Origin of the sequence: Roseospira goensis, assembly GCF_014197795.1 — a bacterium.
GTDB lineage: Bacteria > Pseudomonadota > Alphaproteobacteria > Rhodospirillales > Rhodospirillaceae > Rhodospira > Rhodospira goensis.
In genome coordinates, this window is the sequence record NZ_JACIGI010000008.1 from 44,229 (window position 1) to 58,675 (window position 14,447).

General features: G+C 74.5%; 13 protein-coding genes. 7 read left to right on the forward strand and 6 right to left on the reverse strand.

The window, feature by feature from the left end; all coding sequences use genetic code 11:
- Positions 1–93: 93 nt before the first annotated feature.
- Positions 94–747 carry a CC0125/CC1285 family lipoprotein gene (locus GGD88_RS06420; RefSeq protein WP_184433023.1) on the forward strand — a complete coding sequence of 218 codons (654 nt, stop codon included), beginning with the start codon at positions 94–96 and terminating at the stop codon, positions 745–747.
- A 9-nt stretch (positions 748–756) separates the two neighbouring features.
- On the opposite strand, the gene GGD88_RS19125 is transcribed toward GGD88_RS06420, so the two are convergent.
- Entirely contained in the window at positions 757–1,560 is an 804-nt protein-coding gene (locus GGD88_RS19125; RefSeq protein WP_221237035.1) for a winged helix-turn-helix domain-containing protein, read from the reverse strand.
- Positions 1,561–1,643: 83 nt separating this feature from the next.
- Here GGD88_RS19125 and ribA point away from each other — a divergent pair, with 83 nt between their 5' ends.
- Positions 1,644–2,804 (forward strand): GTP cyclohydrolase II, encoded by a 1,161-nt coding sequence (gene ribA / locus GGD88_RS06430; RefSeq protein ID WP_184433025.1) that lies wholly within the window; start codon positions 1,644–1,646, stop codon positions 2,802–2,804.
- 67 nt (positions 2,805–2,871) lie between these two features.
- Complete coding sequence (locus GGD88_RS06435) at positions 2,872–3,309, forward strand: nuclear transport factor 2 family protein (protein ID WP_184433027.1); 438 nt, start codon at positions 2,872–2,874, stop codon at positions 3,307–3,309.
- Here the strand turns inward: GGD88_RS06435 and GGD88_RS06440 are convergent.
- Complete coding sequence (locus GGD88_RS06440) at positions 3,287–4,072, reverse strand: dienelactone hydrolase family protein (RefSeq protein WP_184433029.1); 786 nt, start codon at positions 4,070–4,072, stop codon at positions 3,287–3,289. The two genes, GGD88_RS06435 and GGD88_RS06440, sit on opposite strands and share 23 nt — an antisense overlap.
- Before the next feature lie 243 nt (positions 4,073–4,315).
- On the opposite strand from GGD88_RS06440, the gene GGD88_RS06445 reads away from it, so the two are divergent.
- Entirely contained in the window at positions 4,316–5,176 is an 861-nt protein-coding gene (locus tag GGD88_RS06445; protein ID WP_184433031.1) for a thermonuclease family protein, read from the forward strand.
- On the opposite strand, the gene GGD88_RS06450 is transcribed toward GGD88_RS06445, so the two are convergent.
- Genes GGD88_RS06450 through GGD88_RS06460 form a run of 3 tightly spaced genes read right to left on the reverse strand, consistent with a single transcriptional unit; the run spans position 5,163 to position 8,498 of the window.
- A complete protein-coding gene (locus GGD88_RS06450) occupies positions 5,163–7,112 on the reverse strand; it encodes a hypothetical protein (protein ID WP_184433033.1) in 1,950 nt (649 codons plus the stop codon). The genes GGD88_RS06445 and GGD88_RS06450 overlap by 14 nt on opposite strands.
- Positions 7,109–7,993, reverse strand: a complete 885-nt coding sequence (locus tag GGD88_RS06455) for a transporter substrate-binding domain-containing protein (RefSeq protein WP_184433035.1) — start codon at positions 7,991–7,993, stop codon at positions 7,109–7,111. Before GGD88_RS06455 ends, GGD88_RS06450 begins: the two co-directional genes overlap by 4 nt.
- A gap of 49 nt (positions 7,994–8,042) precedes the next feature.
- Positions 8,043–8,498, reverse strand: coding sequence for a hypothetical protein (locus tag GGD88_RS06460; RefSeq protein WP_184433038.1), 456 nt, complete (start codon positions 8,496–8,498; stop codon positions 8,043–8,045).
- Between the two features lie 357 nt (positions 8,499–8,855).
- On the opposite strand from GGD88_RS06460, the gene GGD88_RS06465 reads away from it, so the two are divergent.
- Complete coding sequence (locus GGD88_RS06465; RefSeq protein ID WP_184433041.1) at positions 8,856–10,265, forward strand: glutamine synthetase family protein; 1,410 nt, start codon at positions 8,856–8,858, stop codon at positions 10,263–10,265.
- A gap of 30 nt (positions 10,266–10,295) precedes the next feature.
- Here the strand turns inward: GGD88_RS06465 and phaR are convergent, their stop codons facing one another.
- The gene (gene phaR, locus GGD88_RS06470; protein ID WP_184433044.1) at positions 10,296–11,099 is read right to left on the reverse strand and encodes a polyhydroxyalkanoate synthesis repressor PhaR; all 804 of its coding nucleotides are present in this window, start codon (positions 11,097–11,099) and stop codon (positions 10,296–10,298) included.
- 544 nt (positions 11,100–11,643) lie between these two features.
- On the opposite strand from phaR, the gene GGD88_RS06475 reads away from it, so the two are divergent.
- Positions 11,644–12,984, forward strand: a complete 1,341-nt coding sequence (locus tag GGD88_RS06475) for an alpha/beta fold hydrolase (protein ID WP_246423610.1) — start codon at positions 11,644–11,646, stop codon at positions 12,982–12,984.
- 200 nt (positions 12,985–13,184) lie between these two features.
- On the forward strand, positions 13,185–14,357 hold the full coding sequence (locus GGD88_RS06480; protein ID WP_184433047.1) for an acetyl-CoA C-acetyltransferase: 1,173 nt from the start codon (positions 13,185–13,187) through the stop codon (positions 14,355–14,357).
- Positions 14,358–14,447: the final 90 nt, after the last annotated feature.

A 14,447-nucleotide genomic window follows, 5' to 3' on the forward strand; every position in this document is an offset into this window, starting at 1 on the left:
CAATGCCCCGTCGTCATGGGAGTCGTCACAGCGGGCGACGGAAAGGACCCGGCAATGGTCCGGATCGCACGACGTCTCGGAGCGGCCACCGGCTTGCTGGTCGCGCTTGCGCTCGGCGGCTGTGCCGGCACCGCGCCGTCGGCCACCCCCTACCAGCCGGCGGCGGAGGAGGGCGCGGCGGGCTACAGCGGTCAGGCGCTGGCGCCCGGGCGGGTCCGCATCGCCTTCGCCGGCAACCGCCACACCCCGCGCGAGACGGTCGAGACCTACCTGCTGTACCGGGCCGCCGAGGTCACCCTGCACCAGGGCTTCGACCATTTCGTCGTCACCGAGAGCGACACCGAGCGGTTCACCCGCACCCGGCCGGTCGGGCCGCGCATGTCGCTGGGCGTCGGCTACGGCAGGGGCTGGGGCTGTTGTTCCGGGTCGCGGTCCATCCTGGCCTACCGCTACGGCGTCAACCCCTGGGACCCGTTCTGGTCCGGCCGCTACGGCCATCCCTTCTATGATCCGGTCTATGATCCGCGTCCGGTGGCGACGGAGCACCGCTACACCGCCCATGCCGTGGTCGCGATGGGCAAGGGACCCCCGCCCGCCGGCAACGCCGCGGCCTATGACGCGCGTGCCGTGATCGCCACCCTGGGGCCGCGGGTAACCCCGCCCCCGCCCGAACCCCCGCTGCCCGCGCGGGGGCCGCCGGGCGCGCCGCCGGTGCCGCCGTCCAAGCCGGCCCCACCCGCGGCCTGACCCGACCGGTCACCCGCCCAGGCGGTAGCCGCCCTCGTCGGTGCGCAGAAGGGTGGGCTGGCGCGGGTCGGGCTCGATCTTGCGGCGCAGGCGGTGGATGTGGGTCTCCAGGGTGTGGGTCGTGAGCCCGGCGGCGTAGCCCCACACCCCGGCCAGCAGCGCGTCGCGACCGACCGGGCCGCCGGCCGCGTGCAATTGGGCCAGGATGGCCGCTTCCTTCTCGGTCAGGGCCAGGGTGCGGCCGGTCCCGCGGTCGGTCAGGGTGCGGCTGCCGGGGTCGCAGAGGTAGGGGCCGAGGCCGAAGGCGCCGGTCGACTCGGCCGGCGCGGTGTCGGCCGGGGGGGCGTCGGCCGTTTCGGCATCGGCCAGGAGGGCGCGCAGCCGGGCCACCAGGGTCCCCAGCCGGGCCGGTCGGTCGACGCAGCCGACACCCTCCGGCCAGGGCGCGGCCGCATGCCCGGCCGGCAGCATCAGCAGCACGGGCAGGGTGGGGGCGACCGCGCGCAGCCGGGCCACGGCGGCGCAACCATCCGCCGTGTCGCCGGCCGAGACCAGGGCGGCGTCCCAGGCGGGCGCGCTGCCGCCGCCGCCGCCGCTGTCGCTGTCGGGGCCGGGGGCGAGGGCAAGGGCGGCCTCCACCGATAGCGACTCGGTGATCGCGGGGCGGGCGCCGGGCGCCCCGAGGTGGACGGCGAGGTGTCCCGCCAGGGCGCGGCGCGGACCGGGCGCGGCGTCGATCAGCAGCAGCCGGGGGGCGGTCGGCGCCGGCGGGCACGGCTCTTGCGTCGCCGACGATCCTTGCTTACCTGTCATGCCTTCCTTCTTAGTCCGTTCCGCGCGCCATCGCCAGCGGTGGCACACTCCGAACGGCCGCACCATGAGGCCCTCCGCTCGCCATGACATCGGTTCCGCGTTCCCTCGAGTCCCGGTGCGCGCCGCCGGCCCCGCCCGTCTCCGCCCTGACCGCGCTCGACCGGGTCGGGAGGGCGGTCTCAGAACTGCGCCGTGGCGCGCCTGTCGTGGTGATCGGGCCGGGTGATGCGGTGGTGGCGATGACGGCCGAAGGCGTCGATGCGGCGGCCCTGGCGCGTCTGGGCGGCATCGCCGGGACCGCCCCGTCGCTGCTGGTGACCGCCCGCCGCGCCTCGGTGCTGCACTTGGCGGCGCCGGGGCCGCACGGGGTCCGCCTGACCCTGCCTGACGGCCTGACCGTGGAGCGCTTGCGCCTGCTGGCCGATCCGGCGGCCGGCGACGCCGCCCCGGTGCCGCCGGGGACCAGCGTCGAACCGCTGGCCGCCGACAGCGGCGCCGGGGCCAGCGTGATCCTGGCCAAGGTGGCACGCCTGCTGCCGGCCACCCTGGCCGCGCCCTGTCCGGTGCCGGCGCTGGACGCCGCCGACTGGGCGCGCGCCCGCGACCTGACCGCGGTGGCGGCGGAGGACGTGCTGGCCCACCACGAGACGGCGGCACGCGCGCTGCGTCCGGTGGGCGAGGCCCGGGTGCCGCTGGAGGGCGCCGAGGACACCCGTGTCGTCGCCTTCCGTCCGGTCGACGGCGGCATCGAGCATCTGGCCATCGTCATCGGCCGCCCCGATCCCGCCGGGCCGGTGCTCGCTCGCATTCATTCAGAGTGCTTCACCGGCGATCTGCTGGGATCGCTGCGGTGCGACTGCGGCGAGCAGTTGCGCGGCGCCATCCAGGCCATCGCCGCGGAGGGCGCCGGCGTGCTGCTGTACCTGGCCCAGGAGGGGCGCGGCATCGGGCTGGTCAACAAGCTGCGGGCCTACAGCCTGCAGGACGGCGGCCTGGACACCGTGGAGGCCAACGAGCAGCTCGGGTTCGACGACGACGAGCGCATCTACTCCCCCGCCGCCGAGATCCTGCGCCACCTGGGGTTCGAGCGCGTGCGGCTGATGACCAACAACCCCCGCAAGGTCAGTGCCCTGGCGCGCCACCGCCTCGAGGTGGTGGAGCGGGTGCCGCACACCTTCCCGGCCAACGCCTATAACCTGGGCTATCTGCGCGCCAAGGCGCGCCGCAGCGGCCATCTGTTCTGACGTGGCGGGGCGACGCGACACCGGCCGAGGGGACAGCTGGCGAGGGGACCCGGCCGACAGGGGCGCGGTGCGGGCGGCCCTGACACCAGAGGCGGCGGCGGCGTGGCTGACCCGGTACGGCGCCGCCTGGACCTCCGGCGACGTGGCCGCCATCGGCGATCTGTTCACCGCCGAGGCCACCTATCGGGAAACGCCGTTCGCGCCGGCCCTGAGCGGCCGCGGCGCCATCGAAGGCTACTGGGCCGAGGGCGCCCGGGACGCCCAGACCGATGTTCGCTTCGACTTCACCGTGTGGGCGGTCGACGGCGACGTCTGCCTGACCCACTGGACGGCCGCCTTCACCCGCGTGCCGTGGGGCCAGCGGGTGCGGCTGGACGGCGTGTTCCGCCTCGTCTTCGACAGCACGGACCCCGACGCGCCGCGCTGCCGCCACTTACAAGAGTGGTGGCACCGCGACGAGCGCCGGGACGGGGCGATTCCCCCTACCCCGTCAGGTGCTGGGTGAAGAACGCCAGCGTGCGCGCCCAGGCCAGGCGGGCGTCCTCCTCGTCGTAGCGCGCGCCCGACGGATTGGCGAACGCGTGGTCGGCCTCGTACCAATGCACGGTCAGGCGGTCCGCCATGCCGGCCTCGGTCATGGCGCGCTCGAAGCCGCCGACCATGGCCGCGTCGATGAACCCGTCCTGGGTGGCGAAGTGCCCCAGCACCGGGCCCTTCAGCATGCGCAGCCGCGCCGGGTCCTGCTCCAGGCGGCCGTAATAGATCACGGTGGCGTCGGCCGGTGCGGCCAGCGAGGCGTTCAGCGACCAGGCGCCGCCGAAGCACCAGCCCACGGTCCCGACCCGGCCGGTGCCGTTCTCATGCGTGCGCAGCCACTCCATCCAGCCGATGCAGGTCTCTGTCGCGGGACCCGCCTCGACCGCCTGCATCTGGGCACGGGCGTCCTCGGCGGTGGTGGCGACCGCGCCGTCCATCAGGTCGATGGCCAGCGCGATGTAGCCCTCGTTGGCGTACTCCCGGGCGGCGGCCTTGATCTGGTCGTTCAGGCCCCACCATTCGTGGATCAGCATCACGGTCGGGGCCGGCAGTGTCTCCGGCAGAGCCAGAGCGGCCGAGACGGTGCGGCCCGAGGGCAGCGTGAGGGACACCGTCTCGGTCTCGGCGGCGGCGGCGCGGGCCAGGATGGGGTCGGCCAGCACGGCGGCGAAGGAGGCGCCGGCCAGGCCCTTCATGAGGGTGCGGCGGTCGAGTCGAGCGTCGTCGAGCATCGTGGAGTCTCCCTGGACGTCGATCTGTTTGATTGGGCTCTGTTGAACTGGGGTCTGCTTGATAGGGGTCTGTTCTGGGTGGGGCGGACACACGGAAGGGGCGTGCCGGCGGTCGCCGATCCGCCGCTGCTATACATGGCCTGTGCGGCCGCGTGTTCAAGCGGCCGGGGTGGTCCTGACCTTTCCGGGCCGGTCCGGGCACGCCACACTGCATCGGGGATCCGGCAACGGGGAGGATGCGGGATGGTGGGCCACCAGGGCCCGACGCGGCGCGCCTGTCTTGGCCTTGGTGTGGAGCTGGGCCTTGGTGTGGGCCTGCTCGCGGCGGGTGTCTTGGCGCGGCCCGCGCCGGCTGGGGGCGCACCGGCCGACGGCCTGACCGAAGCCGTGGCGGGACGGGTGCGGGCGGTGACCGGGGACGGCCACCTGGTGCTGGAGGATGGCCGGCGGGTGCGCCTTGCCGGCGTGCGGCTGCCGCACCCGTCGGATCTGCCGCCCGGGGCCTCCCCGGACGAGCGCGCGCGCGTGCGGCGGTACGCGGCGGCGGCGCTGGCCGTGCTGCGCCGGGAGGCGACCGGACACCGGGTGACGCCGTGGACGCCGGAGGTGGAGCGCGATCGCTACGGGCGGGTCCTGGCCCAGGTGACGCGCACGCCCGGGGGAGCCTGGATCCAGGCCCGCCTGATCGCCGCCGGTCTGGCCCGGGTCGCCACCATGCCGGGCGCGGCCGCGGGGGCGGCCCCGCTGCTGCGCGCGGAGGCGGCGGCGCGCCTGGTCGGACGCGGGCTGTGGGCCGATCCGCTCTATGCGCCGCGCGCGCCGGGCCAGACCTGGCCGTGGCTGGGCACCTTCCAGATCGTGCGCGGCACCGTCGTGGATGCCGCGCAGGTGCGCTCGCGGGTCTATCTCAACTTCGGCCCCGACTGGCGCCGCGACTTCACCATCCGGGTCGAGCGCCCACGCACCGCCGGCTTCGACAGCGCCGCCCTGCTCGACCTGCGGCGGCAGTACGTCCAGGTTCGCGGCTGGCTGTTCGCGCGCAACGGACCGATGATCGCGCTCGACCACCCGGCGGCGCTGGAGACCCGGGTCACTCTGGGGTGACGGCCGCGCCCTCGGGGGCCGCCGCGGGCAGTGTCACGGTGACGGCCACGCCGGTGTCGGCCTCGTCCACCGCGATGTGCAGCGCCCGGCCGAGACCGGCCCGCGCCAGGCCGTCGGCCAGCAGCAGCGCGGCGGCGTCGGGGGCGGTTCGCAGGGCACGGGCCAGGCCGGCCGGATCGGTCGCGGGGCGGGCCTCGGCCAGCAGGGTGCGGGCCTCGGGCGTTGGCGCCGGGCCGTCGTCGGCCAGCGACAGGGTGAGGGTGTTCTCCGCCGCCTGCGCCGCGTAGACGGCCAGCGCGACCGCCGGGCGATCCGCCGTCTCCGCCGGCGCGGCCTCGGCCCGCAGGGCCACCGCCTCGACCGTGTAGGCGACGATCGCGGCCACCGTCGCCGGGTCGGCGTCGCAGCGCAGCGCCGCCGGACAGGACAGCGACAGATGCAGGTGGGCGTCGTGCAGGCGCGGGTCCAGGCCGGTCAGCACCTCTTCGAGCAGCGGGGCGAGCGCAATCGGGGGCGGGGCGGATGTTCCGCCAAGGCTGTGCAGGGCGGCGAGCAGCGCTTCGGCTTCCGCCAGGCCGTCGGTGACGTCGGCGCAGGCGGCCCCGATCCGGTGGGCGGCCCGGGTGGCGCGGGCGTCGCCGCCGGCGGCGCGGGTGGTCCCGTCGGCCGGTGCCAGGACCGCGGCCTCCTGGTGGGCCAGCTCGGCGCTGCGGCGGGCGCGCGCCAGGGCGGCGTCGAGCGCCGCCGCCAGCCCCGGCACGGTGCGGCCCGCCGCCGCCTCGGCGGCCGCGCCGAGCAGCGCGGAGGCCAGCGTGCCGGCGTCACGGCGCGCGTCGGCGGCCCCCTGTTCGGCGTCGGCGGCGCGGGCGCGGTCGGCCTCGGACGCCGACAGGGCGCGGTCCAGGGCCGCGACCGCGACGCTCTCGTCCCAACTCGCGCGCCGTCGGGCGAAGCCCAGCGCCGCGGCCCGCCGGCCCAGCCGCCCCAGCGGTCCGGCGTGACCGTGCGCGGCCAGCAGCACCGTGGCCAGACCGATCGAGACCACCCCCAGCAGCGCCGCCACCAGGGCCGCCGTGAGCCGGGCGCGGTCGGCGGCGAGGCCGGCATGGGTGGCGGCCAGGCGGGCGTCGGCGGCGGCCAGGGCGCCGTCGGCGGCCTCGGCCAGCGCCCGGTCTGCGGTGCGCCACAGCACGTCCAGCCCGGCGCGTTCGGTGAGGGCGGCGCGCCGGCCCGCCGGGACCTCCAGCGCGTCGGCGATGGCGGCGTGTACACTGGCGCCGGAGCCCAGCCGCGTGGCCGGGTCCAGGCCGAGCGGCAGCCCGGGCAGGGCGATGGCCTCGGCCGCCAGTTGGCGGGCCCGCCGCTCCAGGAACGGCAGCGCGGCCCCCTGCGCCCGGCTGGCGGTCCGCAGGACGTCGAGCAGCGCGCCCAGGCGGCGGGCGCGCGGGGTGGCGGAGTCGTCGTCCGGTCCGGCGGCGAACCGCTCCAGGGCGGCGAGGCGGTCCGAGATCACCACCGGCCACGGTTCGCGCTCCGACCGGCGCGTCGCCAGGCGCTCGACGGCGGATCGGGCCTCGTCCAGGGCGGTCCCGACCGCCTCCGGCGCCAGCACGCGCCAGGCGGGATCGGCCGCCAGGACGCCCAGCCGATCGGCGGCGGTATCGCGGGCCTCGGCGCCGGCGGCGCCGGCGGGGGCGTAGCGGATCTGGCGGGCGAGGCCGCGCAGGCCCTCGATGGCCCGGGCGACGGCGGCGAGCGCGCGCGCATCCTCGCGCGCCGTCTCCAGCGCGGCGGCATCGGTCTGCATCCCGGTCAGCCGCCAGGTCACCAGACCGGCCGGGGCCGCCAGCAGCAGGGCCGCCGCAATCGCCAGGACCGCCAGGCCCAGGCCCGGCCGGGGGGAGGGCGCGCCCCGGGCGTCGCTGGCGCGGGTCATCGTCCACGCTCCGCCGCCGTCCCGCGCGCGGGCGGGGCGGAGACGGTCAGGCGCGGCACGGCCGCCACCGGATCGGGGCTGCGGCCCACCAGGGCGTGCAGGCGCCCGCTGTTGCGGAGCGCGGCCAGGGCATCGTCGACGGCGGTTGCCAGCGCGGCGTCGCCGGCCGCCATGGCCAACGCGACCGGACCGCCGGCCCCGGCGTCGCTGCGCGGCGCGCCGAGCGGGATCAGGCGCCCGGCGTCGGGGGCGTCCATCGCCGTCAGCGCGATCGCCAGCGGCAGCAGGGCGGCATCGGCTTCGCCGCGGCGCAGGGCCGCGACCACCTCGTCGTGCCGTTCGGCCAGCACCAGCGAGGCCTCCGCTGGGGCCAGTCCGCGCAGCGCGGCGGCCTGGTCCGACCCGGAGGCGGCGGCGACCACCCGCCCCCGCAGGCCGGCGAAGCCGCGGTCGGCCGTCTCCGGCCAGGAGTCGGCCCGGCCGACCAGCAGCGAGGCGGTGCGCGCATGCGGCTGCGCGAACCGCACCCGGTGGGTGCGCTCGGGGGTCTGGGCCAGTTCGGCGGCGACCATGTCGACCGCGCCGGTCTCCAGGCTGTCCAACAGCCGCTCGGGCGGGGTCAGGGCGAAGCGGCAGTCGACGGCGAGGCGATCGCAGACCGCCCGCGCGACCTCCACATGCACGCCGGCGAGCCGGCCGGCAGCGTCGGTGCCCGACAGGGGCAGGGCGCCCTCGACGGTCGCGACCGTCAGCGTTCGCGCGGCCGGCAGCGTCGCGGCCGGCGCTGCGGCCGGGGTGACGGGCAGCGCCGCGCGGACGCCCATGGTGATGGCGCCGGCCAGCACCGCGCACAGCCCGACCGCCGGCGCCCAGGTCAGCACGCGGCGACGACGGCGGGGACGGACGGGCGACGGTCCGGGTGCGGCGGCTCTACTCGGTTTCACGACTGTAAATGTAGAGACTGCCAGAGTCCTCAAGGATGCCGAAATAGTCGAGCTTGTGGAAGCGGTTGCCGGTCGGCTGGTCGCCGGCCCAGATCACCGGGACCTCCCACAACTCCTGTTCCCCGGCCCCGATGACGTAGAACGAGATGGCGGTGCCGGAGATCGCCACCGGGTGATAGATCGCGCCGGTCTTGGGATCAAGGGTCGGCTTGCCCAGGCGCAGTTCCGGGATGTGATGGATGCGCCAATTGCCCATGCGGATGCTGGTGCCGGCGGCCGCGCCCAGCTCGCCGGGGCCGGAGTCGGTGGCGGGCGGCGCGCCGGCGGCGGCCGCCGTCTCCGAATCCTGGGCTTGGGCGGCCGGCGCCAGCAGGCCGGCGGTGAGCAGCATCGCGGCGAGTGCCGCCGCATGGCGCCGGAGTGCCGTGTTGGGACAGGCCATCGGACGACGGCTCCTTTGCGGGCCGGCGCGGGGGCGCGCCGAGGGGAACGATCGGGGGTGGTGCGCGCATCCTAGAGCCGATCGCTCGAAATTGGAACCGGCGAGTGGCCACGCGGGCGCGCGAAGAACGGTTCTAAACATTTGATTCCAGAGCTGATTCACGCGACACAGGGGGTGACGGGCGATGGCGTGGGGCGCGATCCGCGCGCGCCCCGTCGCGCCGCCGGTACCAGCGTGCCGCAGGGTGATGCCGGCGGCCCGGCAGCGCACGGCATTGACACGGCCCGGTGCGCCGGGAAGGGTTGCGATGCGCGCAGGTTTGCCCGCGCTCCCTGTTTCCGCCGAGGCCCCGCCGCCATGCCGCCAACCGCGTCGTCCGATCCGCCCGCCGACCCCCCGCCCGCCATCGCCGACGGTGCCGCGCTGGCCGAGTTCCGCGCCTTCCTCGACCGCCATCCGGACATCGCCCACGTCGACGGCCTGTTCTTCGACCTGTGCTGCGTGGTGCGCGGCAAGCGCTACCCGATCGCGGACGCCGGCAAGCTGTTCGTCGAGGGCATGCAGATCCCCGAATCCATCGCCCTGCTGGATGTGACCGGGGACTGCAACGACCCGCTCGGCCGCGGGTTCTCGGACGGCGACCCCGACTGCATCGCGGTGCCGATCCCGGGCACGCTGGCCCCGGTCCCGTGGGGCGACGTGCCGAGCGCCCAGGTGCTGCTGACCCTGGTGACCCAGGAGGGCGCGCCGGCGATGGTCGATCCGCGCCACATCCTGGACCGCGTGGTGCGGCGGCTGGCGGCGGACGGCCTGACCGCGACCGTGGCGGTGGAGCTGGAGTTCTTCCTCGTCGACCCGGAGCGCGGCCCCGGCGGGGCGCCGCGGCCGCCGCTGTCGCCGGTGACCGGCCGGCGCGACCTGCGCACCCAGGTCTACGGCATGGCCGACCTGGACGACTTCCAGCTTTTCCTGCGGGCGGTCGAGAGCGCCTGCCTGGTGCAGGGCGTGCCCGCTTTCACCGCCAGTTCGGAGTTCGCGCCGGGGCAGTTCGAGATCAACCTGAAGCACGTGGGCAGCGCCCTGCAGGCGGCGGATCACGCCCTGCTGCTGCGTCGGGTGGTGGAGTGGGTGGCGGAGCGGCACGGCTTCGAGGCGACGTTCATGTCAAAGCCGTACCCGGACCAGGCCGGCAACGGCATGCACATTCACATGAGCCTGATGGACGCCGACGGCCGCAACCTGTTCGACGACGGCGGCGCGGCCGGATCGGACCTGATGCGCCATGCCATTGCCGGCCTGCAGGCGGCGATGGCCGAGAGCATGGCGGTGTTCGCGCCCCACGCCAACGCCTACCGCCGGTTCGCGCCGAACCTCTACGTTCCGGTCAACCCGACCTGGGGCTACAATAATAGATCGGTGGCGTTCCGGGTGCCGGCCTCGGGCGGCGCGGCGCGCCGCATCGAGCATCGGGTGCCGGGCGCGGATGCCAACCCCTATCTCGTGTTGGCCGCCATCCTGGCCGCCGCCCACCACGGCATCGCCGCCCGCCTGGACCCGGGGGAACCGGTCACCGGCAACGCCTGCGAGACCGTCGACGCGACCCTGCCATGGACATGGCGCCGGGCGCTGGAGGCGCTGGGCACCGGCACCATTCTGCGCCGCTATCTGGGCGGCGAGTACCTGGACCTCTACAAGGCCACCAAGTGGATCGAGATGGAGAAGTTCCAGGCCGTGATCGCCCCGCACGAGTACGACTGGTACCTGTGACGGCAGGGAGGCGGGGCGCCGGACGTCGGCTCAGTCCGTCTTGCCGGTGTCGGCCTGCGAGGGCGCGGCCGCCGTCTCCTGAGCGGTCTCCTTGGCCGTCTCCTTGGCTGTGTCGGCGGCGGGGCTGGCCTCGCCGTCCTGGCTCACCTTCGGCGCCGGGGCCTCGCGCTCGGCCATCAGGTGGTCGAGCTTGCGTTGCATCTCGGCCAGCTGCGCCTTCATGGCCTGCACGTCCTCGTGGCCGGGGGCGCTGGAGTGGGCGCGCTCGCTGCCTGTCCCGCTGCCCTTGGCGCCGTCCTGGGAGCCGGGCACGGGGGGGAAGCCGGTCATCATGTTGGGCATGTTGGGCGCGTCGAAGGGAGCGAACATCTTCATGGCGCTCTCGAAGAAGGCCATGTTCTGCTTGTTCAGCTCTTCCATGTTCTGGACCGGAAACAGGCCGTCGAGCGCGTTCTGCATCACCTGGCGCATCTTCTCCTGGTTGCGGGCGAAGGCCTGCATGGAGTGTTCCAGGTACTGCGGCACCACGCCGCCGAGGGAGTCGCCGTAGAAGCTGATGACGTTGCGCAGGAAGCTGATCGGCAGCATGTTCTGGCCGTTCTTGCTTTCCTCCTCGACGATGATCTGGGTCAGCACCGACCGCGTGATGTCCTCGCCGGTCTTGGCGTCGTAGACGACGAAGTCAGTCTGATCCTTCACCATCTGACTCAGCAGGTCGAGTGTTACATAGCTGCTGGTCGCCGTGTTGTACAGCCGGCGGTTGGCGTACTTCTTGATGATGATCGGCTCGTTCTCGCCTCGCTTCGTCCGTCCCGCGCCTGCCTTTTCGGTCATGCTGCCGCGTCCCCTCGCCGTGTGCTCCACCCGATTGCCGTCGTCGTCCGCCACCCGGGTTCTCGCGCCGTCCCCCGCGCCGTCCGTGTGGCCCGACCTTGATCCGATGGCGGAAAATTCCGCCTATCGTATACCCTACGCAGTCTCCGGTTTCACGCGCGGCATTGCAACAGGATTGTGCAGGCGCGGGCACGCACCGCGGCAGACCGCATCCGGGCGCCGCCACCATCGCCTCGGCGTGCTCGGCCGCCCCGGCGCGTGACAGGCGGTCCGGGGGGCGCGTATAGTAGCGTGGCCATGACGGATCCGCCCGACCTGACCACGCTGGCGCGCCGATACCTGGATCTCTGGCAGGAACACTTGGGCACCATGGCCCGGGATCCGGCCGTGTCGGACGCACTCGCGCGCTCCTTTTCCCTCATGACCCAGGGGCTGGCCGACGCCGCGCGGGCGACGCCCGCCGCCGCCGCGCCCGCCACCGCGCCCGACGGGGAAGGCCATGCCCACAGCGAGCCGCCCGCGGAGCCGGGTCGGGAGCCCGCCGATGCCGCCGGCGACGGACCCGCCGAGTCCGGCGGGCACGGCCACGCGGGCCGGACCACGGCCGCTGGCCCTGCACCTGGCGACCCAGGGCCTGCTGATGATGAGTTGGCCAATCGGGTTGAGCGGCTGGAACAGCGCGTCGCCCTCCTCGAGGCCGCCCTCGGCGGGGTCCTCGCCGGGGTCGGACGCGGACGCGGCGACTCCTGAGCCGGCCCCCCTGGCGGCCCTGCTGGCCGAGGTTCGGGCCGCCGGTATCGACCCACGGGCCTTCGCCGAGGCCGTCGACCGCGAGGCGCGGGACCGCCTGGGCGGGTTCCTGGATGGGGTCGAGCGGTACCGGCAGCACGCGCACCACCGTGCCGACCGCGACCCGCCGCCGGTATGGCGGCGTGGGGCCACGGTGCTGCGCGACTTCGCCGACACGGCGGGCGACGCCGACCGATGCGCCCGGGCGCGGGCGGGGCCGCCGGTGCTCCTGGTCCCCTCGCTCATCAACCGCGGTTACATCCTGAACCTGAGCCGGCAGCGCGCCTTCGCACCCTATCTGGCGTGGCGCGGTCTGCGGCCGATGCTGGTCGACTGGGGGGCGCCGGGGCCGGAGGAGCGCGGATTCACCCTGACCGACTACGTGGTGCGGCGGCTGGAGCCGGCCCTGGACGCCGTGCGCGCCAGGACCGGGCGGACGCCGGTCGTGCTGGGCTACTGCATGGGCGGGCTGCTGGCGCTCGCCCTGGCCCAGCGGCGCACGGCCGACCTTGCCGGTCTGGTGTTGCTGGCCACGCCCTGGGACTTCCATGCCGACCGGGCCGCGGCCCAGGGCCGGCTGGCGACCGCGCTGGCGCCGTGGATCGACCCGGTGCTGGAGGTGCACGAGACGCTGCCGGTGGACCTGTTGCAGGCCGCCTTCGCCACCATCGACCCGCCGTCGATCGGGCGCAAGTTCCGCGGCTTCGCCCGTCTCCCGGCGAAGGGCGCGGCCGCCCGCCACTTCGTCGCCATGGAGGATTGGCTCAACGACGGCGTGCCGCTGGCCGGCGCGGTGGCGCGGGAGACACTGCGCGGCTGGTACGGCGCCAACACCACCGCGCGCGGGCAATGGTGTATCGCCGGCCAGCCGGTGCGGCCCGAATCGGTGACCCTGCCGGCCCTGGTGGTGGTGCCGCAGCGCGACCGCATCGTGCCCAGTGGATCGGCGCGGGCGCTGGCGGCGGCGCTGCCGGCGGCGGAGGTGCGCGAGCCGCCGCTCGGGCACGTCGGCATGATCACCGGCCGGCGGGCGGTGGCACAGGTGCATGATCCTCTCGTGCGATGGGTCTTGCGGACCGCCCGGGCAAAGGCTTAGGTGGAAGATACGGTTTTCCGATCCGCCTCGTACCTCTATAACGATGGTCAAGTGTGGCGCGCGCGACCCATCCTGACGCGGCTCCCGCCGGCTCGCGGTTCGAGGCGGATCGGACGGGGCGGGATGCAGCCGGTCTCGACAGCGGCGCGGAATGTCGCGGGGGCGGGCGCCACCAGGGAGGTCCAAAGGAGACTGAAACCATGTCCGATATTGTGATCGCTGGTGCCGCGCGGACGCCCGTCGGTACCTTCAATGGCTCCTTGTCGTCCGTTCCGGCGCATTACCTCGGTGAGGTGGCGATCCGGGAAGTGCTCAACCGGGCCAAGGTCGAGCCCGGTGAGGTCTCCGAAGTCATCATGGGCCAGATCCTGGCCTCCGGGGCCGGCCAGAACCCGGCCCGCCAGGCGTCCGTCAACGCCGGGATTCCGGTCGAGGTGACCGCCTACGGCATCAACCAGCTTTGCGGCTCCGGGCTGCGCACGGTGGCGCTGGGCTATCAGTCCATCCTGACCGGGGATTGCGACATCGTCGTGGCCGGCGGTCACGAGAGCATGAGCCAGGCGCCCCACCTGGCGCACATGCGGAACGGCACCCGCATGGGCTCGATCGAGTTGCAGGACAGCATGCTGCGCGACGGCCTGATGGACGTGTTCAACGGCTATCACATGGGCATGACGGCCGAGAACATCGCCCAGCGCTGGCAGATCACCCGCGACGAGCAGGACGAGTTCGCGGCGGCCTCGCAGCAGAAGGCCGAGGCCGCGCAGAAGGCCGACCGGTTCCAGGAGGAGATCACCCCGGTCACGATCAAGACCCGCAAGGGCGAGGTCGTGGTCAACAAGGACGAACACCCGACCCACGGCACCACCAAGGAGGGCCTGGGCAAGCTGCGGGCGGCGTTCCGCAAGGATGGCACGGTGACCGCCGGCAACGCCAGCGGCATCAACGACGGCGGGGCTGCCGTGGTGCTGATGACCGATGCCAACGCCGCCAAGCGCGGCGTCACCCCGCTGGCCCGCATCGTCTCCTGGGCCACCTGCGGCGTCGAGCCGGAGATCATGGGCACCGGGCCGATCCCGGCCAGCCGCAAGGCGCTGGAGAAAGCCGGCTGGACCGTCGACGACCTGGACCTGATCGAGGCCAACGAGGCGTTCGCCGCCCAGGCGCTGTCCGTGAACAAGGAACTGGGCTGGGATACCAGCAAGGTGAACGTCAACGGCGGCGCCATCGCGCTGGGCCACCCCATCGGCGCCTCGGGTGCCCGCGTGCTGGTCTCCCTGCTGCACGAGATGCAGAAGCGCGACGCCAAGAAGGGCCTGGTGACGCTGTGCATCGGCGGTGGCATGGGCATTGCCATGTGCGTCGAGCGGTAGGCCACGGCCGCCCGTCCGCAGCGCGCATGATCCGGACCCGGCCGGGGGCGACGTCGCCCCCGGCCGGTGCCTTTTGAGGGGGGAAGCCGG